Raw genomic sequence first — 23,181 nt, 5'->3', positions numbered from 1 at the left:
TAGGAGTTGCTCTATGAGCCAAGTATTGGAAGATCTGGTGGACTTGCTGACCCTGGAACCGATCGAGGAAAATCTCTTTCGCGGCCGCAGCCAGGACCTGGGCTTTCGCCAACTGTTCGGCGGCCAAGTGCTGGGCCAGTCGCTGTCGGCCGCCAGCCAGACCGTAGAAGAAGCGCGTCACGTGCATTCCCTGCATGGCTATTTCCTGCGCCCTGGCGATGCTGCACTGCCAGTGGTGTATTCGGTGGACCGCGTGCGCGATGGCGGCAGTTTCAGCACGCGCCGCGTCACGGCGATCCAGAAGGGCAACCCGATTTTCACCTGCACCACCTCGTTCCAGTATGACGAAGAAGGCTTCGAGCACCAGACCACCATGCCCGTGGTCGTCGGCCCGGAAAACCTGCCGTCGGAGCTGGAGCTGACCAAGCAACGCGCGCACCTGATTCCCGAGCACATGCGCGACAAGCTGCTGTGCCCCAAGCCGATCGAAGTGCGCCCGGTGACCGAAAAAGACCCGTTCAACCCGCAGCCGTCCGACCCGGTCAAGTACGTGTGGTTTCGTGCTGACGGCGCATTGGCCGATTCGCCGGCGCTGCATAAATACCTGCTGGCCTATGCTTCGGATTTCGGCTTGCTGACGACCTCGCTGCTGCCCCACGGCAAGACGGTTTGGCAGAAAGACATGCAGGTCGCCAGCCTTGACCATGCGCTGTGGTTCCACGCCGACCTGCGCGCCGATGACTGGCTTTTGTATGCGATGGACAGCCCGTGGGCCGGTAACTCACGGGGTTTCTCCCGTGGCAGCGTGTACAACCGCGCCGGGCAACTGGTGGCTTCGGTGACCCAGGAAGGCTTGATTCGCCATCGCAAGGATTGGGCATGAGCCTGTCGGACGTTAAGCACTGGGTTTTTGACATGGACGGCACCCTCACGGTGGCCGTGCATGATTTTGTGGCGATTCGCGTGGCGCTCGATATTCCACCTGAAGACGACATTCTCACGCACCTGGCGGCATTGCCTGCGGATGTGGCGGCGGCCAAGCATGCCTGGTTGCTTGAGCACGAGCGCGAGCTGGCCGTGGGGTCGGTTGCTGCTGTTGGCGCGGTGCAGCTGGTGCGCGAGCTGGCCGGGCGGGGCTATCGCCTGGGCATCCTGACGCGCAATGCGCGCGAGTTGGCGCATATCACCCTTGAAGCGATTGGCCTGGCGGACTGCTTCGCCGTCGAGGATGTGCTGGGGCGTGATGATGCGCCGCCCAAGCCGGATCCGGGTGGGTTGCTGAAACTGGCGACTGCCTGGAAGGTAGCGCCGAGCGCGATGGTGATGGTTGGGGATTACCGCTTTGATCTGGTTTGTGGCCGGGCGGCGGGGACCAGGACGGTATTGGTTAATCTGCCCGAGAACCCGTGGCCGGAACTGGCGGATTGGCATGCTGAGGATTGCGCGGCGTTGCGCCGAATGCTCTAACCCAGGCACCTTGGTCGGGCTTGTGTGGCAGTTGAGCTTGTGTGGGAGCTGGCTTGCCTGCGATAGCATCACCTCGCTATTCCTGTTAGACCGAGGTGTCTGCATCGCAGGCAAGCCAGCTCCCACACAAGCCAGCTCCCACATGTTTGATCCGGTTTTGTCAGTTACTTACCGAACAGCACCTTCTCACCCTCAGGCGACGTAAACATCTTATCGCCGTCGTGCCCAACCCCAGGCACTTCCACCAGCTTCTGCGTCAGTTGCGGATGGCGCTGCTTGAGGTAGTCGAAATAGTTGTGCCCGCGAATCAGGCGATACGCGCCCTGGGTTTCGGCTTCGCAGCTTTTATCCAGCGCCGGGTGGTTGGGGTCGGTGTCTTGCTGGCCCAGCAGGTAGGTGATGTTGCGTGACGCGTAAACCTGCTCCAGCTGCTGCGCGCTCTGGCCTTTGGCGTAATCCGGCAGGTTCTGCATGCCGTACTTCCAGTCGTTGAAGCCTGGGCAACTGGCCACATCAAACTTCACCGGGCGTTGCGGGCTGAAGTAGGCGTAGGACGACGGGTTAGCCACCACATAACGCAGGCTGATACCTTCGGTTTGCAACATCGGGTGGTCGTGGCTGGTGAGGGCGAAACGCTGCACCACCTGGCCGCCGCCGGAATGGCCGGCGACCACGATTTCTTTCAAGGCCGGGAACAGCTTGCGGTTGCCCAGGTGCTTGATGATCTGGTCGAGGGCGCCGTAGGAGCTGATGTGGCCTGGGCCGGTCGACGGGTCGCCGGCCATCCAGTCGTTGTGGTTCCAGCGCAGCACCTGATTGTCGAGGTGGTTGCGCTGGGTATCCAACTCATTCAAAAACTGCGGCGCGATCACCAGGGTATTGGCGGCAAGGCCTGCGTGCTGGGCGGCATCTTCGCCGCTTTGCAGGTAGGTCTGCGCATTGCGCAGGCGACCGTGCACGATGATCAATGCGCGAGTGACGTTGGGCAGCGGCTGGCGCCAGTCCTGGCTCAAGCCCAGGCTCAAGGCGCCGGCCTCCAGTTGGAAACGATCGGGGCTGACCACCTTGACGCCATGTTCTTTCTCGGCGGCCCAGGTGGTGGTGGAACACATCGCTAATGCGCTAAGCAGCAACCCCAATCGTTTATTCATTTAAAGACTCTTGGCTGTAAAGGTGTCGCATTGAGAGATCTGGCCCTCTGCGAAGCCGGTCTTGAACCAGCGAACCCGCTGTGCCGAGGTGCCGTGGGTAAACGAGTCCGGCACTACGCGCCCTTGACCCTGTTGCTGCAAACGGTCATCGCCGATGGCGTTGGCCGCATTCAGTGCGGCTTCAATATCGCCGGGCTCCAGCCAGTTCAGGCGTTTTTGCGCGCGGTTGGCCCACACGCCGGCGAAACAGTCGGCTTGCAGTTCCTGGCGTACCAGTAAACCGCCGTCACCTTCCATCTGCCGGCCTTGCTGGCGTGCGGCCTGGATCTTGGCCGAGATGCCCAGCAGCGTTTGCACGTGGTGCCCGACTTCGTGGGCGATCACATATGCCTGGGCGAACTCGCCCGAAGCCTTGAAGCGTTGCGACATCTCCCGGAAGAAATCCAGGTCCAGATACACTTGCTGGTCGGCCGGGCAGTAGAACGGGCCGCTGGCCGAGGTGGCGCCACCGCAGGCGGAGTTGATCCGGCCACGGAACAGAATCAGTTTCGGGTTCTTGTAGGCCAACCCGTTTTCCTTGAACACCTGGCCCCAGGTGTCTTCCGTGTCGCCCAGCACGGCGCGCACGAAATCGGCCTGTTGATCATTGGCCGGCGGCGCCTGGCGCGCCTGCGTACTCGCCGGGGGCGCTTGCTCCATTTGGCCGCTTAGCTGGCCGAGGATCTGCATCGGGTCCTGGCCGGTCAGCCAGCCGATGCCGACGATCAGCACGATCGCCGTGAGGCTCAGGCCTTTGCCGCCGCCAAAGCGCATGCCGCCACCGCCGCCGCCACCACTGTCATCGCGGGCGTCCACCACGTTGTCGCTGCGTCGGCCTTTTTTCCATAGCATGGGTGCAGTCCTCTCGTTAAGCCTGCGCTCTTTATTTTAAGAGCAGTGTTGTTGGTGCAGGGGCATGGCGCCAGCCCGGCTGTCTGACAAGCAACGAGAGCTGCCTAGTATCGCTGCTGTCAGGCCGTGTCGGCAGGGGCGCCAGATGAAAGTTATGTCAGGTTTGCCGCCTCAGTCGCGGCAGTAGCCTTCACCGGTGTCGACGATCAGGCAGTCTTTTTTATCTGCCAGCCATTTCAAGCCTGTGGCTTCACCGTCGCCGGCGCTCAGCTGTTGCGGGCCGTCCGGGCGGGTGAAACTGATGCCGTCTTCATTGGCTTCGCCTTTGAAGGTGCCGGCGTCGTCGGCATCAAGGCCGTATTTCATGGTCAGCAGGTAGTGCCCACGGCCGATGCTGTCGTCCTTGGCGATGGTCAGGTTCAGGCCTTCGACGCCGATCCATTTGCCGACCCATTTATCGGTCGGTGGGTTTGCCGGCACCAGCGTGGCTTGCACGGAAGCGGGGGCGGGTTTTGGGGCTTCCTTGGGTTCCTTGTTGCACGCGGTGAGCAGGGCAAGGGCAGAAAGAACAAAGAGTGTTTTTTTCATAGCGACATGGCCTTGGTTGAAAAATGTGCAACACGACGGTGAACGTGCAGCGTTGGACTCGAAACCCGTGATTTAGTGCGCTGTTCGCACGGTGTTTGGTTATGCTCTTGGGGCAGACGCAAGCCCGGCTGCTAGATTACCGGGTTAAGTGCAAATGCGTTCAGCCCGCCATGCAAGAGAATTCAATGACTGTCAGCACACCGCTTTCCGGCGTCAACCATCCTTTCAAAGGCATCCTGCTGATTGTGCTGGCGACGTTTCTGTTCTCCAGCCACGACGCCTTGTCCAAATACCTGGCCGGGTTCTACCCGATTGTGATGGTGGTGTGGGCGCGTTACCTGGTGCATACCTTGCTGATGGCCGGGATTTTCCTGCCGCAATCCGGCTTGCGGGTGCTGCGCAGCAAGCGGCCGGGCATGCAGGTGGTGAGGGCGTTGTGCCTGCTGGGCACGAGTCTGTTTTTTACCGCGGCGCTGCATTATATCCCGTTGGCGGAAGCCACGGCGGTGAACTTCCTGGCGCCGATCCTGGTGACGGCGCTGTCGGTGCCCTTGCTCGGCGAGCACGTCACGCGTGGCCAATGGCTGGCGGTGATCTGCGGGTTTGTCGGTGTGCTGATCATCATCCACCCCGGTGGCGAGTTGTTCACGCCTGCGGTGTTGCTGCCGCTGTGTTCGGCGATGTTCTTCTGTTTCTACCAATTGCTCACGCGCATCCTCAGCCAATACGACACACCGACCACCAGCAACTTCTTCGCCGGGCTGTGCAATACCTTGGTGATGAGCGCGCTGGTGCCGTTCTTCTGGCAGGTCCCGACGTTGTGGCATGCCTGTTTGATGCTGGCGCTGGGCACTTGCGGCATGACCGCGCACTTGATGCTGACCCAGGCGTTCCGCTTCGCGGCGCCAGCCTTGCTGGCACCGTTTGGCTATTGCCAGATCGTGTTTGCGGGATTGTTGGGTTGGTTGGTGTTCAGCCATACCCCCGACGTGACCACGGTGGTCGGCATCGGGGTGATCTGCATGAGCGGGCTGGCCGCTGCCTGGCAGCAGCGGCGGCGGTGAGTTACACGTCGACTGTGGGAATCTTGCGCGGCGCCATGAAGTACATCCAGGTCAGCGCAATGAAATACATCGCCGGGATCAGGGTGAACAACACGGTGTAGTTGTTGTTGGTCACGGTAAGGATGTGCCCGACGACCTGGGTCATGAACATGCCGCCGATGGCCGCGCACATGCCGCCGAAACCGAACACCGTGCTCATCATGTGCTTGGGCGTGTAGTCCATCACCAGGCTCCAGATATTGGCAGTCCAGGCCTGATGCGCGCCGATCGCCAGGGAAATGGCGAACACTGCAACCCACAGCTGGCTGGAACCGGCAGCCATGATCACGCCAACGATGCAGCAGGCAAACAGCAGCATCGACAACAGCCGCGCCTTGATCGCATTCATCCCGCGGCCGATCAGGAATGACGACAGGATCCCGCCACCCACACTGCCGAAGTCGGCGGTGAGGTAAATGATGATCAGCGGGATGCCCATCTGGGTCACGTTGATGCCCAGGTTGTATTGCTGGTTCAGGAACGGCGGCAGCCAATACAGGTAAAACCAGAACACCGGCGCGGTCATCGCGTAGGCGAGGGCGAAGGCCCAGGTGCCGCGCATGCGCAGGATGCGGCTGAACGGAACGCTTGGTTGCTCCGGTTCGGCTTCCTGTTGCACGTAGTCCAATTCGGATTGTTTGGCGGTCGGATGGTCTTCCGGGTTGTAGTACTTCAACCCCCAGAACACCAGCCAGATCGCGCCGAGTGCCGACATGCACAGGAACGCCGCCTGCCAGCCCCACACGTGCAGGATCAGCGGCAGCAGCATTGGGGTCATCATCGCGCCGACGTTGGTGCCGGCGTTGAAGATGCCGGTGGCCACTGCGCGCTCACCGGCCGGGAACCACAAACGCGTAGTCTTGACGCACGCCGGGTAGTTGGCGGCTTCGGTCAGGCCGAGGATAAAGCGGCAGACCATAAAGCCCACCGCCGAGGTGGCCAGGCCGTGGGCGCCGGTGGCCAGGCTCCACAGCAGCACGGCGCAGAAGAACACGCGCTTGACGCCCACACGGTCAATCAGCCGGCCTTGCAGCACAAAACCGATGGCATAACCCACCTGGAACCAGAAGTTGATGTTGGCGTAGTCCATCGCCGTCCAGCTCATCTCTTTGGCCAGGATCGGTTGCATCACGCCCAGGGCGGCGCGGTCGATGTAGTTCAGGGTGGTGGCGAAGAACACCAGGGCCAGCATGCCCCAGCGCGTTTTACCCACGGCCATGGCGCCACGGATCTTGTCGCCGATGCCGGCGTGCGGGTTGCCCGGGCGCGCGGCCAGAGCGGAGTTTTGCGAAGGCATGAGGTCGTACCCGTTTTTGAAATTTTTATGGTGTGTTCTGGGTCTTGGTGCAGGTTCGATGGTGCGCAGTGGTTAAAAAGTCGTCAATTCGCCAACAGGGCATAGTGTTCGGTAATCGCACGAAAAACTAACCGGTTCGTACATTTTAATTGCTGGGTGTAGGCTAGGGGCCAATAATTTGCTGCAAATAAAAACTGCCGGGAGTCGCCCATGCAACGTTCCATTGCCACTGTTTCCTTGAGCGGCACCTTGCCGGAGAAGCTCGAAGCCATCGCCGCTGCCGGGTTCGACGGGGTTGAGATCTTCGAGAACGACCTGTTGTATTACGACGGCAGCCCGCGGGAAGTTAGGCAGATGTGCGCCGACCTGGGCATTGCCATCACCTTGTTCCAGCCGTTTCGCGACTTTGAAGGATGCCGCCGCGACCGGCTGGCGCGCAACCTGGAGCGCGCCGAACGCAAATTCGATTTGATGCAGGAGCTGGGCACCGACCTGGTGCTGGTGTGCAGCAATGCTTCGGCGGATTGCGTGGGCGATGAGCGCATTTTGCTCGATGACCTCAGCTTGCTGGCCGAGCACGCTGGCCGCCGTGGTTTGCGCATTGGTTATGAAGCACTGGCCTGGGGCAAACATGTGAACACCTGGCAGCAGGTGTGGAACCTGGTGCGCCAGGTCGATCATCCAAACCTGGGCGTGTTGCTCGACAGCTTCCACACGCTGTCGCTCAAGGGCGATCCTAGCGGCATCGCCGACATTCCCGGCGACAAGATCTTCTTTGTGCAAATGGCCGACGCGCCGGTCCTGGCCATGGATGTGCTGGAGTGGAGCCGGCATTTCCGCTGTTTTCCGGGGCAGGGCGAATTTGACCTGGCAGGTTTTCTCGCGCCGATCATCAAAAGTGGCTACACCGGGCCGTTGTCCCTGGAGATTTTCAACGACGGTTTCCGCGCCGCACCCACCCGCGCGAATGCGGCGGATGGCTTGCGTTCGCTGCTGTACCTGGAAGAGAAAACCCGTGAACGCCTCAAGCAGGAGGCGCCGGCTCAGCCCGTCGAGATTCTGTTTGATACCCCGGCAGCCAGCGAATACAACGGCATCGAATTCCTCGAGTTTGCCGTGGACGAAAGCCTCGGCGCCAAGCTGACCCACTGGCTGGAGCGCCTGGGGTTCGTCAAGGCGGGCCAGCACCGTTCCAAGAGCGTGAGCCTGCTGCGTCAGGGTGATATCAACCTGATCCTCAACTGTGAACCCTATTCGTTTGCCCACAACTTTTTCGAAGCCCACGGCCCGTCGTTGTGCGCCACGGCGATTCGGGTCAAGGACAGCGCCAAGGCGCTGGAGCGGGCCGTGGCCTACAAAGGCCAGCCGTATCGCGGGCTGGTCGGGCCTAACGAGCTGGAGCTGGCGGCGGTACGTGCGCCAGATGGCAGCCTGATTTATCTGGTCGACCCTGCCGAGGGTGCGCTGTACGACACCGACTTCAACTTGCAGGCGGCAACGGCGTCCAGCGGCGGTTTGCTGCGTATCGACCATATGGCCATGGCCTTGCCGGCCGACAGCCTCGACAGTTGGGTGCTGTTCTACAAGAGCCTGCTGGATTTTGAAGCCGATGACGAAGTGGTGCTGCCCGACCCTTATGGCCTGGTGAAAAGCCGAGCGTTGCGCAGCCGTTGCAGCTCGATCCGCTTGCCGCTGAATATTTCCGAGAACCGCAACACGGCAATTTCCCACGCGCTGTCGAGCTATCGTGGTTCGGGCGTGCACCACATTGCTTTTGACTGCGCGGATATTTTCGCAGAGGTCAGTCGCGCCAAAGCGGCCGGCGTGCCGTTACTGGATATCCCGCTCAACTACTACGACGACCTGGCCGCACGGTTTGATTTCGACGATGAGTTCCTCAGCGAACTGGCGTACTACAACGTGTTGTACGACCGTGACGCCCAGGGCGGTGAGTTGTTTCATGTGTACACCGAGGCTTTTGAGGGGCGGTTTTTCTTCGAGATTATCCAGCGCAAAAACGGCTATGCCGGGTATGGCGCGGCCAACGTGGCGGTGCGCCTGGCGGCGATGGCCAAATCGCGCAGCGGTGCGGCACGTCAGGCGCGTTTATAACGGCCGGGCCAGGTGCTTCCTTCGGGAAGCGCCTCGGCCCATAATCGCCGCCTGCACAACAAAAATGGCCGTGAGCGCACCATGACCCTGACCCCCGACCTCTCCGCCGTGCCAGACACACCGCGCAAGAGTCGCAAGAACAACCCGGAAAAGACCCGCGAAAACATCCTGCAGGAAGCCATCGTCGAGTTTGTTCAGCAGGGCCTGTCCGGCGCGCGCGTGGATGCGATCGCCGAGCGTATCCACACCTCCAAACGCATGATCTATTACTACTTCGGCAGCAAGGAGCAGTTGTACGTCGAGGTGCTGGAAAAACTCTACGGCGATATCCGCAACACCGAAACGCGCATGAACCTCACGGCCCTGGAGCCGCGTGAGGCGATCCGTCGTCTGGTGGAATTCACCTTTGATCACCACGACCAGAATGTGGATTTCGTGCGCATCGTCAGCATCGAAAATATCCACAACGCGGAATACGTGAAGCGCTCGGATTCAATCAAGGCGATGAACAGCAACATCCTCGAAGCACTGGGCGCCACATTGCGGCGGGGTGCCGAGATGGGAGTGTTTCGCGAAGGGCTGGAGCCGCTGGATGTGCACCTGCTGATCAACTCATTCAGCTTTTACCGGGTGTCCAACCGCCATACGTTCAGTGAGATTTTTCAGATCGAGCTGTCCGATGAAGCGATTAAACAGCGGCATCGGGAGATGATTTGTGAGTCGGTGATGCGGTACTTGCAGGCTTGAATTCACCCGATTCCCAATCTGGAATGCAACCAGTGTGGGAGCTGGTTTGTTGTGGCGAGGGAGCTTGCTCCCGCTGACTGCGCAGCAGTCTCCGGCTTTTTTGGGGGCGCTTCGCACCCCAGCGCAAGCAAGCTTGCTCGCCACAACAAGCCAGCTCCCACATTTTTTGATTCAGTTTCGGCAGTCAGCTATTCATATTCTGAAAGTGCGCCAGCATTCGCTGCACATCCGGTGTTTGGCCACTGAACAACTCAAACGCCTTCACCGCCTGAAACACCGCCATATTGCCGCCGTCCAGCGTGCGGCAACCCAGGGCGCGGGCGTTGCGCAGCAGTTCGGTTTCCAGCGGGAAATACACGATTTCCGCGACCCACAATTCGGCTCGCAACAGCGCAGGCGGTACCGGCGTGCCGGGCAGCTTGGCCATGCCCATGGGCGTGGTGTTCACCAAGCCATCCGCTTCGGCCATAGCGTTTTCCAGGTGGGTGCCGACCTGGGCACGACCGGCACCAAAACGTTGCGCAAGGTTATCCACCAGGTCGCGGGCGCGGGCCATGTCCACGTCAAAAATACTCAAGTGCTGCACGCCTTCTGCCAGCAATGCATGGGCCACCGCCGCGCCTGCACCGCCGGCGCCCATCTGTACCACCCGTTCTCGCGCGACGTCATGCAAGTTGCGCCGGAAACCTTCGGCAAACCCCAGGCAATCCGTGTTGTGGCCAATGCGCTTGCCGTCCTTGAACACCACGGTGTTGACGGCGCCAATGCCTCGCGCCTCGTCAGACAATTCATCGAGCAATGCCAGCACTGCCTGCTTGCATGGGTAGGTAATGTTCAAGCCGGTAAAACGCATCAATTCAGCGGCGTCCAGCAGGTCGGGCAGGGCGTTGATGTTCAGTTGCAGCGCGTCCAGATCGATCAACTGATACAGGTAGCGCAAGCCTTGGGCGTCGCCTTCCTGTTCATGCAGGGCGGGCGTGCGGGAGGCTTGGATGCCGGCGCCGATCAGGCCGGCGAGGATGCGCGGTTTCATCGGGCGGATCCTTTGAGGGTGTGGCTGAAGTGTTCCAGCGCCAGGTGATAACCATGGCTGCCGAAGCCTGCGAGCACCGCCTTGGCAATGGGCGACACAAACGAGTGATGCCTGAACGCCTCGCGCGCATGCACGTTGGATAAATGCACTTCGATCACCGGCACTTCACTGGCCACCAGTGCGTCGCGAATCGCTACGGAGGTGTGGGTCCAGGCCGCCGGGTTGATCACGATACCGGCGCAACGGGCGCGGGCGCCGTGGATCCAGTCGAGCAGTTCACCTTCGTGGTTGGTCTGGCGAAATTCGATTTTCAACCCCAGGTTTTCCGCGCTGCGACCGCACAGTGCGGCGATGTCGGCCAGGGTTTCATGCCCGTAGGTAGCAGGCTCGCGGGTGCCGAGCAGGTTGAGGTTGGGGCCGTTGAGCACCAGCACGATGGGCGGCATAAAGGTCTCTCCACACTTATTATTGGTTGTGCGGATAAAATGTACTGGATGGTTAATTTGGTCAATTGAAGGCGGCTGATGTGTTCGATTATCGAACGCTTATTCTGAGGCATACCGGCACAGCATCAGATTAGATATCAATTGAAAATCAACCTCGATGCCGGACTGGGCGAGCGCACGGCATGCGTATTTGCTGGCGCGGATTCAGTTGAAGTATTACGCGGGGTTGCTGAGCGAGCAGGACTTGCGGGCGTTGGCAGGGTAGTCCCAACCCTCGGCATGAGTGGTTACAACCCCGCATTCGCGGGGTTGTTCGTCGTTACTAATCTGTGAAACAGCTTCGCAAGGATGGAGCCGGTTGTCGGGTGCCACGGAAAATTGTTACCTGACGGAAAATAACCTAACGGATGGGTTACGATGAAAGTAGGTGCTTACAAGGGATATGTGATTTCAGTGCTTCTGCGGGATGAACACTGCCCGCCCCACGTTCATGTCAGGGGCAAGGCATGGGATGCGCGTTTTCGTTTCAGCTTCCTGGATGGGGATGTGGAGTTGTGGGATGTAGAGCCGGATCGCAGGCGGCCGCCTACTGCGCTCCTGAAGGAATTACGCGAGGCGATCATGCAGCGGCACTACCTGGCGCGTGCACGCCGGATCTGGTGGGAGAAACTGCAAACGGTTTGCCTGGAGAACCATTCCTGGGATTGGGACGCTGGTGAATTGGTTCAAGGGTTGGTTATTCGACGTGGTGTCTATGTCATCGCAAGCGCCCGGCACGATGTCGTAGAGCAAAGAACAATTTTGAATCTGGTCAGAGCGCCAGATTGCGTGGGGATTAATTTATGAAAATCGTAAAAGCCAAAGTCGTACCCTATAAGCCGCTCACTGACGCCGATGTCGACAAGGCTATCGCCCGTGGGCGCAAGCTCAAACGTCTGTACGCAAATGCCAGCAATGTGCGCTATGAACACGAGTGCATTTCCATCGGTTTCAGCGACGGCAGCCGCGTCATGTTGCCTGTAGCCGGGTTGCCGGAGTTCGAAGGGTTTTCCCTGGAGGACTTTCAGCAACTGGAGGTCGGCTTTGGCGGCAAGGCGCTGTGCTGTGAGGCGCAGGATCTGGACGTTTCGATCACCGGGCTCATCGCCACCAGCCAGCCCTTGATGGACCTGGCAACAAGCCTGGTAGCGTCGCGCAACGGTCGCAAGAGCAGCGCCGCCAAAACCGCCGCCGCCCGAGCCAATGGCAAGAAGGGCGGTCGGCCACGCAAGGAGCCGTTGGATAACGGTGATTCAACAGATGCATGAAAACCCAGTGTGGGAGCTGGCTTGCCTGCGATAGCGGTGTATCAGTTGACCGATGCAGGGCAGGCCTACCGCCATCGCAGGCAAGCCAGCTCCCACAGTTTACCGCCGGGTCAATAACACCCCGGATTCCATATGGTGCGTCCATGGGAACTGGTCAAACATTGCACACTGGGTAATCCGGTGCGTGTCATGCAGTTGCGCAATGTTCGCCGCCAACGTCTCCGGGTTGCAGGAGATGTACAGGATGTTGTCGAAGCGACGGGTCAGTTCGCAGGTGTCCGGGTCCATGCCGGCGCGCGGTGGGTCGACGAAGACGCTACCGAATTCGTAGCTCTTGAGGTCGATGCCGTGCAGACGGCGAAACGGCCGAACCTCGTTGAGCGCCTCGGTGAGCTCTTCGGCAGACAGGCGCACCAGCGTGACGTTATCCACTGTATTTTCATCGAGGTTGCTTAAGGCAGCATTCACCGAGGTCTTGCTGATTTCGGTGGCCAGTACCTTACGCACGCGGGTCGCCAGTGGCAGGGTGAAGTTGCCGTTGCCGCAGTACAACTCCAGTAAATCATCCGGGCGATCGCCCAGGGCTTCATAGGCCCAGTTGAGCATCTTCTGGTTCACGGTGCCGTTGGGCTGGGTGAACGCGCCCTCGGGTTGACGGTAGCTGAAGGTGCGCCCACCGACGTCGAGTTTTTCCACCACGTAGTCGTGGCCGATCACATCGCGCTTGCCCTTGGAGCGGCCGATGATGCTGACATTCAAGTCCGCCGCCAGCTTGTTCGCAGCCGTGTGCCAATGTTCGTCCAGCGGGCGGTGATAGCACAGGGTAATCATCGCGTCGCCGGCCAGTGTGGTCAGGAACTCCACCTGGAACAGCTTGTGGCTGAGGGCCGCGCTGGCTTGCCAGGCGGCTTTGAGTTGCGGCATCAGCTGGTTGATGCGCTGGCTTGCGATGGGGAACTCTTCGATCAGGATCGGCGTGCGCTTGTCGTCCTGGGAGAACATTGCGTAGTGGCGCTCACCGCCCTCGCGCCACAGGCGGAACTCCGCGCGCAGGCGGAAGTTCTGCAGCGGCGAATCGAAGACCTGCGGTTCGGGGGCGTCGAACGGTGCCAACAGGTCACGCAGGCGCGTGACCTTGTCTTGCAGTTGAACGGTGTAGCTTGCGGCGTCAAAAGTCATGCGTTGAACCAGCCCAGCTTGATCACAAACAGAATCGACAGGATCACCAGTGCCGGGTTCAGCTCACGGTAGCGGCCCGAAAGCAGCTTGATGGCGGTCCAGGCGATGAAACCGAAGGCGATGCCGTTGGCAATGGAGTAAGTGAAAGGCATCGCCAGGGCGGTGACCACCACGGGCGCTGCAACGGTAATGTCATCCCAGTCGATTTCGGCCAGGCCCTGGGTCATCAGCACGGCCACGAACAGCAGCGCCGGCGCGGTGGCAAACGCTGGAACACTGGCGGCCAGTGGCGAGAAGAACAGCGCCAGCAGGAACAGGATGGCGACCACGATGGCGGTCAAACCGGTACGGCCACCGGCACTCACACCCGCAGCCGACTCGATGTAGCTGGTGGTGGTCGACGTCCCCAGCAGCGAACCGGCCATCGCGGCGGTACTGTCGGCGATCAGTGCACGGCCCATTTTCGGCATGTGGCCGTCTTTGCCCATCAGGCCGGCGCGCTTGGCCACGCCGATCAGGGTGCCAGAGTTGTCGAACAGGTCAACGAACAAGAAGGCGAAGATCACGCTGACCAGGCCGATATCCAGCGCACCTTTGATATCCAGTTGCAGGAAGGTCGGGGCCAGGGACGGTGGCATCGAGGTTACGCCGCCGAACGGGGTGAACCCCATCGCGATAGACACGATGGTCACCGCCAGGATGCCGATCAGCACCGCACCGCGCACCGCCAGGGCTTCCAGCGCCACGATCAGCGCGAAACCCAAGGTAGCGAGGATCGGCGCCGGTTGTTTCAGGTCGCCCAGGCCGACCATGGTGGCCGGGTTGCTGACCACGATGCCGGCGTTGTGCAGGGCGATCAGTGCCAGGAACAGGCCGATACCGGCGGCAATCGCCGAGCGCAGCGGCAGCGGGATGCTGTTGATGATCCACTCACGGATGCGGAAGATCGACAGCAGGAAGAACAACACCGCCGAAATGAATACCGCGCCCAACGCGACTTGCCAGGTGTGGCCCATGTGCAGGACCACGGTGTAGGTGAAGAAGGCGTTGAGGCCCATGCCCGGTGCCAGCGCGATCGGGTAGTTGGCGATCAGGCCCATCACGGTCGAACCGATGGCGGCGGCCAGGCAGGTGGCGACAAACACCGCGCCCTTGTCCATGCCGGTCTCGCCGAGGATGCTCGGGTTCACGAACAGAATGTAGGCCATGGCCAGAAAGGTCGTGATACCCGCGAGAATCTCGGTGCGCACGTTGGTGTTGTGTGCTTTGAGTTGAAACAGCTTTTCCAGCATGCCGGCTCCCTGTGACGCTATTTTGCGTCGTTATTTGTTGACCTCTAAGTCAAAGCACAAACTGCGCCAAGCGCCTGTGGTTTCAGAGAGGATCGGAAAAAGCGGCGCATGATACCAGCAGCCGACGCGATGTGGCGGATAGGCTGCGTATTCTCGAATCTGGCCTTGAGGCATACTGCGCCGACGTTAAATACAGGGTCGTTCTCAGCATGAAAAAAGCCAACGCCAGCAGTCTAGCTCTGTTCGCCGCAATCGGCCTGGGGCTTGTGGCACCGGTGTGGGGCGCGGCTGCACCGCCGTTGAGCGAGGTGCGGGTGTTCAAGGTCGAGTCGGCGCGTTGCACGGAAACCATCCCCACAGATGTGACGACCACCCAGATGTGTACTCATCGTGGGCCGACCAAGGTCTCGGTGATGGAGGTCGGCCTGGGCAAAAGCCCGATGGGGCGCTTCAATGGCGCCGAATTGAATGGGCAACGCACGCCGGTCTGTCAGGTGGGCAACATCAGCGAAGTCTGTAACGGCGCAGGCACTGTGATGGGCTACATCTATGTGTTTGACTTGAATGTCCAGGCCCAAGGCTGGTTTGAATTCAGCAATATCTCGATCAATGGCCCGCAAAACACGTTGAAGCTCTTGTTCAACATCCTCTGATCAATCCCCTTGAACGCTCACTACCTCGGGAAGTCGTAGCCCTTAGACGGCGACTTTCCTGAACGCCGCGGAAGTGCACCAACCCGTGAGGTGTTTATGAGCGCGACCCCCAATGGCGCGACGACCAAACCGTTCGTCATCCACCCGATACGCCTGACCCTGAATGGCCAAGACCGCCAGCTGCAGGTGTTGCCCTGGACCACCTTGCTGGACCTGCTGCGCGAACAGCTGGATCTGGTGGGTAGCAAAAAAGGCTGCGACCACGGCCAGTGCGGCGCCTGCACGGTGTTGCGCGATGGCAAACGCATCAACGCCTGCCTGACCCTGGCGGTGATGTGCGACGGTGCCGAGGTGACCACCATCGAAGGCCTGGCCGACGGCGACCAGTTGCACCCGATGCAGCAGGCTTTTATCCAGCGTGACGCGTTCCAGTGCGGCTACTGCACGCCGGGGCAGATTTGCTCCGCCGTCGGCCTGGCCAATGAAGGCCGCGCCCACAACACCGCGCAAATTCAGGAACTGATGAGCGGCAACTTGTGCCGCTGCGGGGCCTACAGCAATATTCGCGATGCCATTGAAGACGTTGTGCTGGGAGGTGACCAATGAACCCCTTCCAGTACAGCAAGCCGGCCGATGTGAAGGAAGCCGTGCACCTGAGCAGCGCGACGTCGCGGTTTATCGCCGGCGGCACCAACCTGTTGGACCTGATGAAAGAAAACATCAGCCGCCCCGAACACCTGATCGACATTACTGGCTTGGCGCTGCATGGCGTAGAAGCGACTGCCGACGGCGGGGTGATGATCGGCGCGTTGGTCAGCAATGCCGACCTGGCCTGGCACCCGCTGATCGAGACACGCTACCCATTGCTGTCCCAGGCCATTCTGGCGGGCGCCTCGCCGCAACTGCGCAATATGGCCAGTACCGGCGGTAACTTGTTGCAACGTACCCGTTGCTACTATTTCTACGATGCCAGCGTGCCATGCAACAAGCGTGAACCTGGCAGCGGCTGCCCGGCGCGCACCGGGTTGAACCGCATTCATGCGATCCTCGGTGCCAGCGAACATTGTGTGGCTACCCATCCCTCGGATATGTGCGTCGCCCTCGCAGCGCTGCAGGCGCGGGTGCATGTAGAAGGGCGTGGCGGCGCACGGGTGATCGAGTTTGCCGACTTTCATCGATTGCCCGGCGATACGCCTGAGCGCGACAACCTGCTGGCCGACGATGAGCTGATCACCGCCATCGAACTGCCGCCTGATCATCTCGCCAGCCATAGCCACTACCTGAAGATTCGTGACCGTGCGTCCTACGCCTTCGCGCTGGTCTCCGTTGCCGCCGCGCTGGAGCTTGCGGGCGACACCATCGTCGATGCGCGCCTGGCCCTTGGCGGTGTGGCCCACAAACCTTGGCGCGATCGCGCGGTGGAAGCCGCGCTGATCGGGCAAGCGGTCAGCCGCGAGACCTTCAGCCAGGCCGCTGACGCCTTGCTGCAAGACGCCGAACCCTTGGAACACAACAGTTTCAAAATCAAGCTGGCACGCCGCGCAATCATCCGTGCCCTGAGCGACGCCGCTGTCGCAGGAGAACGCCCATGACCGCCGTCGGCAAACCCCTGGACCGCGTTGACGGTCTGCTCAAGGTCACCGGGCAGGCGCGTTATGCCGGTGAGTTTCCAGGCAACGACCTGCTGCATGGCAGTGTCGTCTCAAGCACGATTGCCAAGGGCCGGGTAATCCGGATCGACGCGTCCAAAGCCCTGGCGCTGCCGGGCGTGGTCAGGGTGCTTGATCATCTGAACCGGCCCAAACTCGCCAGCTACGATGAGGCTTTCGCCGATGCCGATGCAGCCGACGGCTCGCCGTTTCGCCCGCTGTATAACGACCGCGTGCTTTATAACGGCCAACCCCTGGCCCTGGTGATCGCCGACAACCTTGAACTGGCGCGACACGCTGCTTCGCTGGTCGAGATCGAATACGCGAGCGAGGCTTTTGCCACTGACCTCGCGGCCCTGCAGGAACAGGCGCACCCATCGCCGCAAACGCCGCCCAAGCCACGCGGTAACTTCCAGGCCGAGTGGGCTGCTGCCGCTGTCAGCCTGGATATGCACTACAGCACGCCCATCGAGCACCACAACCCGATGGAACCCCACGCCAGCACCGTGCTGTATCAGCCGGACGGCACCCTGCATATCCACGACAAGACCCAAGGCCCGCAGAACTGCCAGGCGTATGTGCAAAAAGTCTTCGGCCTGGATAAAAGCCAGGTAAGGATCTTCGCTGCGTTCGTCGGCGGTGCCTTTGGCTCGGGCCTGCGCCCGCAGTATCAACTGCCTCTGTCGGTGATGGCAGCGCTGGCGCTCAAGCGTTCGGTGCGCGTCACCCTGACCCGGCAACAGATGTTCACGTTCGGCTACCGCCCGCGCACCCTGCAGCGTTTGCAACTGGGCGCTGCTGCCAATGGCCGCCTGTTGGCGTTGGGCCACACAGCGATTGGCCAGACCTCGCGTTTCGAGGATTTCAGCGAACATGTGGTGGAGTGGAGCGGCATGCTCTACCACTGCGACAACGTGCAATTGACCTACAAACTGGTTCCCCTGGACGTGTCCACGCCGATGGACATGCGCGCGCCGGGCGCCGCGCTGGGCGTGATCGGCCTGGAATGTGCGATGGATGAACTGGCCTGCGCCCTGGGGATGGACCCTGTGCAACTGCGCCTGATCAACTACGCCGAGCGCAACCAGAACGAAGACAAACCCTGGTCGAGCAAAGCCCTGCGCGAGTGTTACCGCGAAGGTGCCGAGCGCTTCGGCTGGAGCCAGCGCAACCCCGAGCCGCGCAGCATGCGTGATGGCAACCAGTTGATCGGTTGGGGTATGGCCGGTGGTGTATGGGAGGCCCTGCAGATGAAGGCCAGCGCCAAGGCGCAGTTGGATGCCCAAGGCCAATTGACCGTCAGCAGCGCCACCACCGATATCGGCACGGGCACGTATACGGTAATGACGCAGATTGCCGCGCAAACCAGCGGTGTGGCGATGGCCGATGTGCGTTTTCTGCTCGGCGATTCGTCGTTACCCACGGCACCGTTGCAGGGCGGCTCGTTTACCGTGTCGTCTGTCGGCACTGCCGTGCAGCAGGCCTGCGAAGCGCTGAACGCCAAGCTGCTGGCGGTTGCCCGGCAGACTTACCCGGTGTTCAAAGCGGCAGAAACGGTGCGCTTTGAAGACGGCCAGTTGCACACCGGTGATGTGAGTGTGTCCTTGGCACAACTGGTCAAGGACAGTGGCGAAGAAGTGCTCGCTGTTCAGGTTGACAGCCAACCGGACAAAAAGCGTGAAGGCTATGCGACGGCGACCCATTCGGCAGTGTTTGTCGAGGTTCAGGTAGATGAAGACCTGGGCACCATCAAGGTGCGTCGGGTGGTCAGCGCTATTGCGGCCGGGCGGGTGGTCAACCCGAAGATGGCCCGCAGCCAGATCCTCGGCGGCGTGGTCTGGGGCATCGGCATGGCCCTGCATGAAGAAACCCAGGTCGACCATCAACTGGGGCGCTACATGAACCACAGCCTGGCCGAGTACCACATCCCGGTGAATGCCGACATCGGCGACATAGAGGTGATTTTTGTCGACGAACACGACGAAATCGTCAACGCCCTGGGCTCCAAGGGTGTGGGCGAAATCGGTATTGTCGGGGTGGCGGCGGCGGTGGCGAATGCGATCTACCATGCCACTGGCAAGCGGGTGCGGGAGTTTCCTGTCACGTTGGATAAGGTGCTGTAACCCGGTCTTCGAACCACAGAAGATCAAAATGTGGGAGCTGGCTTGCCTGCGATAGCTATCTGTCAGCCAATCATATGTTGGCTGAGACACCGCCATCGCAGGCAAGCCAGCTCCCACATTGCCTGTTTTTCAACCGGCTTATAGCTTGGCTTCCTCCACCGGCACATGCATCCGATCGCGGTTGGCCAGGGTCGGAAACAGCTTTATCCACACCCCCGTCACCAACAGCGTACCAATCCCGCCCATGACCACGGCGGGCACGGTGCCGAACCAATGGGCGGTAATCCCCGATTCAAATTCGCCCAGTTGATTGGATGCGCCAATAAACAGACCGTTGACCGCACTGACCCGCCCGCGCATTTCATCCGGGGTCTCCAACTGCACGAACGAAGCGCGGATCACCATGCTGATCATGTCCGCCGCGCCCAGCACCACCAGCACCGCCAAGGAGAACCAGAACGACGTCGACAGGCCGAACGCAATGGTTGCCACGCCAAACACACCGACGGCGGTAAACATCACGCGCCCGACATGCCGGTCTACCGAGAACCTCGCCAGCCACAGCGACATCAACAACGCGCCCACCGCTGGCGCCGAACGCAACAGACCCAGGCCCCAGGCGCCGGTCAGCAGGATGTCCTTGGCGAACACCGGCAGCAACGCTGTGGCGCCGCCCAGCAGTACGGCAAACAGGTCCAGCGAAATGGCGCCGAGAATGTCCGGGCGGCTGCGAATAAAGCGGATCCCGGCGAGCAGCGAATCCATCGTGGCCTTGGCTTTATTGAGCGGTGTCTGGCGCGCGGGCAGGTTGAGGGTCAGCCCGCAGGCGATCAGGTACAGCACCACGGTTGGGCCATACACCCACACGCTGCCAAACGCATAGAGCAAGCCGCCCAACGCTGGCGCGACGATGGTGGCCAGTTGCTGCGCCGATTGCGACGAGGCCACGGCACGCGGGAACAGCGCGCTCGGCACGATGCTCGGCAGCAGCGCCTGGGTGGTGGGCATCTCAAACGAGCGTGCGGCGCCGAGCAGGAACGCGAGGATAAAGATCATCTCGCGGGTCACGTTGCCGGTCAGGCCGCCGATGGCCAGGGACAAGGCAATCAATGCCTGCACGGTCTGGCAGATGGCGGCGACTTTGCGCCGCTCATAGCGATCGGCCACGTGGCCTGTGTGCAACATGAACAGAACGCGCGGAATGAACTCCACCAGGCCTACCAGGCCCAGGTCCAGCACATTGCCAGTCAGTTGATAGAGGTTCCAGCCGATGGCCACGGTAAGCATCTGGAAACCGCTGGCGGTAAAGATCCGGGCCAGCCAGAACGCGATGAAAGGGCGGTGGTGGCGCAACAGCAATGCGGGTTCACTGGGCATCGGGAAGTCAGGTCTGGAGCAGAGGGTGCAGGCAGATTAGCATCAAGCTGTAACAAATAGTTGCAAGAACTGAGCTGAGACAACCTGTCACGCGTCAATGAACCACACGGCTTTCGTCCGAAAATGGGACTACTCTTTGAGCAATGCTTGATCCAGATCAAAACCGGCCCCGGGATTGATCTGGCGGCCGCAAGGCCAGGATCCCTACGTGATGGGTAAAAAAAGAAACGAATTGAAATTCGCCACACTCCATATCCGTGGGGGCAGTGGGTGCAGGCTCCCGCCAGCAGCCGGTATTACCTGACAGAGGAAGACTTATGTTCGGTTTGGAGGCGCTAGATCTCGCCCGAATTCAATTCGCGTTCACCATCTCGTTTCACATCCTGTTCCCGGCGATCACCATCGGCCTGGCCAGTTATCTTGCGGTGCTGGAAGGCTTGTGGCTCAAGACTCACAACGACACCTACCGTGACCTCTACCATTTCTGGTCGAAGATCTTTGCCGTCAACTTCGGCATGGGGGTGGTTTCGGGCTTGGTCATGGCTTACCAGTTCGGTACCAACTGGAGCCGTTTCTCGGACTTTGCCGGCGCCGTTACCGGACCGCTACTTACCTACGAAGTGCTCACGGCCTTCTTCCTGGAGGCGGGTTTCCTCGGGGTGATGCTGTTCGGCTGGAACAAGGTGGGGCGCAAGCTGCACTTCTTTGCCACGGTGATGGTGGCCGTCGGTACGCTGATTTCGACCTTCTGGATTCTGGCTTCCAACAGCTGGATGCAGACGCCGCAAGGCTTTGAAATTATCGATGGCCGGGTGATTCCTACCGACTGGCTGGCGGTGATCTTCAACCCGTCGTTCCCCTATCGCCTGATGCACATGGCCACGGCAGCCTTTGTGGCCACGGCGTTCTTCGTCGGCTCTTCGGCGGCCTGGCACTTGTTGCGCGGCAAGGACAACCCGGCGATCCGCACCATGCTGTCGATGGCGATGTGGATGGCCCTGATCGTGGCGCCTATCCAGGCGGTGATCGGTGACTTCCATGGCCTCAACACCTTGAAGCACCAACCGGCGAAAATTGCCGCGATTGAAGGCCACTGGGAAAATATCGGCAATGAGCCGACGCCGCTGATCCTGTTCGGCTGGCCCGACATGAAGGCCGAGAAAACCAAATACGCGGTCGAAATTCCGTACCTCGGCAGCCTGATCCTGACCCACTCCCTGGACAAGCAGGTGCCGGCGCTCAAGGAGTTCCCGCCTGAGGATCGCCCCAATTCGACCATTGTGTTCTGGTCGTTCCGGGTCATGGTCGGCCTGGGCTTCCTGATGATCTTCACCGGTCTGTTCAGCCTGTGGCTGCGCCGGGGGGACAAGATGTACACGTCCAAGCCGTTCCTGTACCTGGCGTTGTGGATGGGCCCGTCCGGCCTGATCGCGATTCTTGCCGGTTGGTTCACCACCGAAATCGGCCGCCAGCCGTGGGTGGTCTACGGGTTGATGCGCACGGCGGATGCTTCCTCCGGGCATAGCCTGGCGCAGATGACCATTACGCTGGTGCTGTTTGTGGTGGTGTACTTCGCGCTGTTCGGCGCCGGGTTGGGCTACATGATGCGCCTGGTGCGCAAAGGCCCGCAGACCCACGAGGGCAGCGAGCCAACCCATGGTGGCCCTGGCCAGAAACGTACACCGGCCCGTCCGTTGTCCGCCGCCGATGATGGCAGCGACGACGACCACACCCACATCCAGCACAAGGGGAATTGAGATGGGTATTGATCTTCCGCTGATCTGGGCCGTGATCATCATCTTCGGCATCATGATGTACGTGGTGATGGACGGTTTCGACCTGGGCATCGGCATCCTCTTTCCGTTTATCCCCGGCAAAGTCGACCGCGATGTGATGATGAACACCGTCGCGCCGGTATGGGACGGCAACGAAACCTGGCTGGTACTCGGCGGCGCGGCGCTGTTCGGCGCGTTCCCGCTGGCCTATTCGGTGGTGTTGTCGGCGTTGTACCTGCCACTGATCCTGATGCTGATCGGGCTGATCTTCCGGGGCGTGGCCTTCGAGTTCCGCTTCAAGGCCAAGGACGACAAGCGTCACCTCTGGGACAAGGCGTTTATCGGTGGCTCCATCGCCGCGACGTTCTTCCAGGGGGTGGCACTGGGGGCGTTTATCGATGGCATTCCGGTGGTGAATCGCCAGTTTGCCGGCGGCTCGCTGGATTGGCTTACGCCATTCACCCTGTTCTGTGGCGTTGCATTGGTGGTCGCCTATGCCTTGCTCGGCTGCACCTGGCTGATCATGAAAACCGAAGGCAAGTTGCAGGAGCAGATGCACAACCTGGCGCGGCCATTGGCGTTTGTGGTGCTGGCAGTGATCGGTATCGTCAGTGTGTGGACGCCGCTGGCGCATCCGGAAATCGCTTCACGCTGGTTCACCCTGCCGAACCTGTTCTGGTTCCTGCCGGTGCCGATTCTGGTGCTGGTGACCATGTACGGGTTGATCCGCGCCGTGGCGCGTAATGCCCACTACACGCCGTTCCTGCTGACGCTGGTGCTGATCTTCCTCGGCTACAGCGGCTTGGGCATCAGCCTGTGGCCGAACATCATTCCGCCTTCCGTGTCGATCTGGGACGCCGCTGCTCCACCGCAGAGCCAGGGCTTCATGCTGGTGGGCACGTTGTTCATCATCCCGTTTATCCTGGGCTACACCTTCTGGAGCTACTACGTGTTCCGCGGCAAGGTCACCCACGAAGACGGCTACCACTAG

At 60.8% G+C, this 23,181-nt stretch carries 22 protein-coding genes; 13 read left to right on the top strand and 9 right to left on the bottom strand.

The annotated features are described in order from the left end of the window. Nucleotides 1-13: 13 nt before the first annotated feature. Nucleotides 14-883, top strand: coding sequence for an acyl-CoA thioesterase II (gene tesB, locus HBO41_RS18930; RefSeq protein ID WP_017139338.1), 870 nt, complete (start codon nucleotides 14-16; stop codon nucleotides 881-883). Then, entirely contained in the window at nucleotides 880-1,467 is a 588-nt protein-coding gene (locus tag HBO41_RS18925; protein ID WP_017139337.1) for an HAD family hydrolase, read from the top strand. The genes tesB and HBO41_RS18925 overlap by 4 nt, the downstream gene beginning before the upstream one ends. A 164-nt stretch (nucleotides 1,468-1,631) precedes the next feature. Here HBO41_RS18925 and HBO41_RS18920 read toward each other — a convergent pair whose 3' ends face one another. From HBO41_RS18920 to HBO41_RS18910, 3 genes are all read right to left on the bottom strand, one after another. Continuing rightward, nucleotides 1,632-2,618: an alpha/beta fold hydrolase gene (locus tag HBO41_RS18920; RefSeq protein WP_169987350.1), complete on the bottom strand. Its 987-nt coding sequence runs from the start codon at nucleotides 2,616-2,618 to the stop codon at nucleotides 1,632-1,634. Then, complete coding sequence (locus tag HBO41_RS18915; protein WP_169987348.1) at nucleotides 2,619-3,509, bottom strand: neutral zinc metallopeptidase; 891 nt, start codon at nucleotides 3,507-3,509, stop codon at nucleotides 2,619-2,621. 171 nt (nucleotides 3,510-3,680) lie between these two features. Continuing rightward, nucleotides 3,681-4,097, bottom strand: a complete 417-nt coding sequence (locus tag HBO41_RS18910; protein WP_017139334.1) for a membrane lipoprotein lipid attachment site-containing protein — start codon at nucleotides 4,095-4,097, stop codon at nucleotides 3,681-3,683. Between the two features lie 185 nt (nucleotides 4,098-4,282). Between HBO41_RS18910 and HBO41_RS18905 the strand changes: the two genes are divergently transcribed. Then, complete coding sequence (locus HBO41_RS18905; protein WP_017139333.1) at nucleotides 4,283-5,161, top strand: DMT family transporter; 879 nt, start codon at nucleotides 4,283-4,285, stop codon at nucleotides 5,159-5,161. Between the two features lies 1 nt (nucleotide 5,162). On the opposite strand, the gene HBO41_RS18900 is transcribed toward HBO41_RS18905, so the two are convergent. Then, nucleotides 5,163-6,497 (bottom strand): MFS transporter, encoded by a 1,335-nt coding sequence (locus HBO41_RS18900; RefSeq protein WP_017139332.1) that lies wholly within the window; start codon nucleotides 6,495-6,497, stop codon nucleotides 5,163-5,165. Between the two features lie 210 nt (nucleotides 6,498-6,707). Between HBO41_RS18900 and quiC the strand changes: the two genes are divergently transcribed. Together quiC and HBO41_RS18890 are read left to right on the top strand one after the other, a co-directional pair. After that, nucleotides 6,708-8,609: a 3-dehydroshikimate dehydratase QuiC gene (quiC, locus tag HBO41_RS18895; RefSeq protein WP_099547608.1), complete on the top strand. Its 1,902-nt coding sequence runs from the start codon at nucleotides 6,708-6,710 to the stop codon at nucleotides 8,607-8,609. Nucleotides 8,610-8,690: 81 nt separating this feature from the next. Beyond that, nucleotides 8,691-9,356 carry a TetR/AcrR family transcriptional regulator gene (locus tag HBO41_RS18890; RefSeq protein WP_026013861.1) on the top strand — a complete coding sequence of 222 codons (666 nt, stop codon included), beginning with the start codon at nucleotides 8,691-8,693 and terminating at the stop codon, nucleotides 9,354-9,356. Between the two features lie 184 nt (nucleotides 9,357-9,540). Here the strand turns inward: HBO41_RS18890 and HBO41_RS18885 are convergent, their stop codons facing one another. Together HBO41_RS18885 and aroQ are read right to left on the bottom strand one after the other, a co-directional pair. Next, the gene (locus HBO41_RS18885) at nucleotides 9,541-10,389 is read right to left on the bottom strand and encodes a shikimate dehydrogenase (RefSeq protein WP_169987346.1); all 849 of its coding nucleotides are present in this window, start codon (nucleotides 10,387-10,389) and stop codon (nucleotides 9,541-9,543) included. Then, nucleotides 10,386-10,835 (bottom strand): type II 3-dehydroquinate dehydratase, encoded by a 450-nt coding sequence (gene aroQ / locus HBO41_RS18880; RefSeq protein WP_017139328.1) that lies wholly within the window; start codon nucleotides 10,833-10,835, stop codon nucleotides 10,386-10,388. The genes HBO41_RS18885 and aroQ overlap by 4 nt, the downstream gene beginning before the upstream one ends. A gap of 417 nt (nucleotides 10,836-11,252) precedes the next feature. On the opposite strand from aroQ, the gene HBO41_RS18875 reads away from it, so the two are divergent. After that, nucleotides 11,253-11,681: a DUF4160 domain-containing protein gene (locus tag HBO41_RS18875; protein WP_099547610.1), complete on the top strand. Its 429-nt coding sequence runs from the start codon at nucleotides 11,253-11,255 to the stop codon at nucleotides 11,679-11,681. Then, nucleotides 11,678-12,142 carry a DUF2442 domain-containing protein gene (locus HBO41_RS18870; protein ID WP_017139325.1) on the top strand — a complete coding sequence of 155 codons (465 nt, stop codon included), beginning with the start codon at nucleotides 11,678-11,680 and terminating at the stop codon, nucleotides 12,140-12,142. Before HBO41_RS18875 ends, HBO41_RS18870 begins: the two co-directional genes overlap by 4 nt. A 99-nt stretch (nucleotides 12,143-12,241) precedes the next feature. On the opposite strand, the gene trmA is transcribed toward HBO41_RS18870, so the two are convergent. Together trmA and HBO41_RS18860 are read right to left on the bottom strand one after the other, a co-directional pair. Beyond that, nucleotides 12,242-13,321 (bottom strand): tRNA (uridine(54)-C5)-methyltransferase TrmA, encoded by a 1,080-nt coding sequence (trmA, locus tag HBO41_RS18865; RefSeq protein ID WP_017139324.1) that lies wholly within the window; start codon nucleotides 13,319-13,321, stop codon nucleotides 12,242-12,244. After that, nucleotides 13,318-14,613, bottom strand: coding sequence for an NCS2 family permease (locus HBO41_RS18860; protein WP_017139323.1), 1,296 nt, complete (start codon nucleotides 14,611-14,613; stop codon nucleotides 13,318-13,320). Before HBO41_RS18860 ends, trmA begins: the two co-directional genes overlap by 4 nt. Nucleotides 14,614-14,822: 209 nt before the next feature. On the opposite strand from HBO41_RS18860, the gene HBO41_RS18855 reads away from it, so the two are divergent. From HBO41_RS18855 to HBO41_RS18840, 4 genes are all read left to right on the top strand, one after another. Next, nucleotides 14,823-15,266: a DUF4879 domain-containing protein gene (locus HBO41_RS18855; protein ID WP_017139322.1), complete on the top strand. Its 444-nt coding sequence runs from the start codon at nucleotides 14,823-14,825 to the stop codon at nucleotides 15,264-15,266. A gap of 96 nt (nucleotides 15,267-15,362) precedes the next feature. Then, the gene (locus HBO41_RS18850; protein ID WP_169987344.1) at nucleotides 15,363-15,872 is read left to right on the top strand and encodes a (2Fe-2S)-binding protein; all 510 of its coding nucleotides are present in this window, start codon (nucleotides 15,363-15,365) and stop codon (nucleotides 15,870-15,872) included. Continuing rightward, the gene (locus HBO41_RS18845; protein WP_169987342.1) at nucleotides 15,869-16,858 is read left to right on the top strand and encodes a xanthine dehydrogenase family protein subunit M; all 990 of its coding nucleotides are present in this window, start codon (nucleotides 15,869-15,871) and stop codon (nucleotides 16,856-16,858) included. The genes HBO41_RS18850 and HBO41_RS18845 overlap by 4 nt, the downstream gene beginning before the upstream one ends. Next, nucleotides 16,855-19,038 carry a xanthine dehydrogenase family protein molybdopterin-binding subunit gene (locus HBO41_RS18840; protein WP_017139319.1) on the top strand — a complete coding sequence of 728 codons (2,184 nt, stop codon included), beginning with the start codon at nucleotides 16,855-16,857 and terminating at the stop codon, nucleotides 19,036-19,038. Before HBO41_RS18845 ends, HBO41_RS18840 begins: the two co-directional genes overlap by 4 nt. A gap of 138 nt (nucleotides 19,039-19,176) precedes the next feature. On the opposite strand, the gene HBO41_RS18835 is transcribed toward HBO41_RS18840, so the two are convergent. Further along, on the bottom strand, nucleotides 19,177-20,415 hold the full coding sequence (locus tag HBO41_RS18835; RefSeq protein WP_017139318.1) for an MFS transporter: 1,239 nt from the start codon (nucleotides 20,413-20,415) through the stop codon (nucleotides 19,177-19,179). A 317-nt stretch (nucleotides 20,416-20,732) separates the two neighbouring features. Between HBO41_RS18835 and HBO41_RS18830 the strand changes: the two genes are divergently transcribed. Together HBO41_RS18830 and cydB are read left to right on the top strand one after the other, a co-directional pair. Continuing rightward, nucleotides 20,733-22,172 (top strand): cytochrome ubiquinol oxidase subunit I, encoded by a 1,440-nt coding sequence (locus tag HBO41_RS18830; RefSeq protein WP_017139317.1) that lies wholly within the window; start codon nucleotides 20,733-20,735, stop codon nucleotides 22,170-22,172. A 1-nt stretch (nucleotide 22,173) separates the two neighbouring features. Next, nucleotides 22,174-23,181, top strand: a complete 1,008-nt coding sequence (cydB, locus tag HBO41_RS18825; protein ID WP_138453261.1) for a cytochrome d ubiquinol oxidase subunit II — start codon at nucleotides 22,174-22,176, stop codon at nucleotides 23,179-23,181.

The organism is Pseudomonas sp. WS 5146, from assembly GCF_012985495.1.
GTDB lineage: Bacteria > Pseudomonadota > Gammaproteobacteria > Pseudomonadales > Pseudomonadaceae > Aquipseudomonas > Aquipseudomonas edaphica.
The sequence above is the reverse complement of the archived record's forward strand: the minus strand, read 5'-3'. Positions and strand labels throughout refer to the sequence as shown.

Excerpts from the sequence above, each read along its gene's own strand:
- tesB (WP_017139338.1), top strand. The coding sequence starts at position 14 with ATGAGCCAAGTATTGGAAGATCTGGTGGACTTGCTGACCCTGGAACCG.
- HBO41_RS18925 (WP_017139337.1), top strand. The coding sequence starts at position 880 with ATGAGCCTGTCGGACGTTAAGCACTGGGTTTTTGACATGGACGGCACC.
- HBO41_RS18920 (WP_169987350.1), bottom strand. The coding sequence starts at position 2,618 with ATGAATAAACGATTGGGGTTGCTGCTTAGCGCATTAGCGATGTGTTCC.
- HBO41_RS18915 (WP_169987348.1), bottom strand. The coding sequence starts at position 3,509 with ATGCTATGGAAAAAAGGCCGACGCAGCGACAACGTGGTGGACGCCCGC.
- HBO41_RS18910 (WP_017139334.1), bottom strand. The coding sequence starts at position 4,097 with ATGAAAAAAACACTCTTTGTTCTTTCTGCCCTTGCCCTGCTCACCGCG.
- HBO41_RS18905 (WP_017139333.1), top strand. The coding sequence starts at position 4,283 with ATGACTGTCAGCACACCGCTTTCCGGCGTCAACCATCCTTTCAAAGGC.
- HBO41_RS18900 (WP_017139332.1), bottom strand. The coding sequence starts at position 6,497 with ATGCCTTCGCAAAACTCCGCTCTGGCCGCGCGCCCGGGCAACCCGCAC.
- quiC (WP_099547608.1), top strand. The coding sequence starts at position 6,708 with ATGCAACGTTCCATTGCCACTGTTTCCTTGAGCGGCACCTTGCCGGAG.
- HBO41_RS18890 (WP_026013861.1), top strand. The coding sequence starts at position 8,691 with ATGACCCTGACCCCCGACCTCTCCGCCGTGCCAGACACACCGCGCAAG.
- HBO41_RS18885 (WP_169987346.1), bottom strand. The coding sequence starts at position 10,389 with ATGAAACCGCGCATCCTCGCCGGCCTGATCGGCGCCGGCATCCAAGCC.
- aroQ (WP_017139328.1), bottom strand. The coding sequence starts at position 10,835 with ATGCCGCCCATCGTGCTGGTGCTCAACGGCCCCAACCTCAACCTGCTC.
- HBO41_RS18875 (WP_099547610.1), top strand. The coding sequence starts at position 11,253 with ATGAAAGTAGGTGCTTACAAGGGATATGTGATTTCAGTGCTTCTGCGG.
- HBO41_RS18870 (WP_017139325.1), top strand. The coding sequence starts at position 11,678 with ATGAAAATCGTAAAAGCCAAAGTCGTACCCTATAAGCCGCTCACTGAC.
- trmA (WP_017139324.1), bottom strand. The coding sequence starts at position 13,321 with ATGACTTTTGACGCCGCAAGCTACACCGTTCAACTGCAAGACAAGGTC.
- HBO41_RS18860 (WP_017139323.1), bottom strand. The coding sequence starts at position 14,613 with ATGCTGGAAAAGCTGTTTCAACTCAAAGCACACAACACCAACGTGCGC.
- HBO41_RS18855 (WP_017139322.1), top strand. The coding sequence starts at position 14,823 with ATGAAAAAAGCCAACGCCAGCAGTCTAGCTCTGTTCGCCGCAATCGGC.
- HBO41_RS18850 (WP_169987344.1), top strand. The coding sequence starts at position 15,363 with ATGAGCGCGACCCCCAATGGCGCGACGACCAAACCGTTCGTCATCCAC.
- HBO41_RS18845 (WP_169987342.1), top strand. The coding sequence starts at position 15,869 with ATGAACCCCTTCCAGTACAGCAAGCCGGCCGATGTGAAGGAAGCCGTG.
- HBO41_RS18840 (WP_017139319.1), top strand. The coding sequence starts at position 16,855 with ATGACCGCCGTCGGCAAACCCCTGGACCGCGTTGACGGTCTGCTCAAG.
- HBO41_RS18835 (WP_017139318.1), bottom strand. The coding sequence starts at position 20,415 with ATGCCCAGTGAACCCGCATTGCTGTTGCGCCACCACCGCCCTTTCATC.
- HBO41_RS18830 (WP_017139317.1), top strand. The coding sequence starts at position 20,733 with ATGTTCGGTTTGGAGGCGCTAGATCTCGCCCGAATTCAATTCGCGTTC.
- cydB (WP_138453261.1), top strand. The coding sequence starts at position 22,174 with ATGGGTATTGATCTTCCGCTGATCTGGGCCGTGATCATCATCTTCGGC.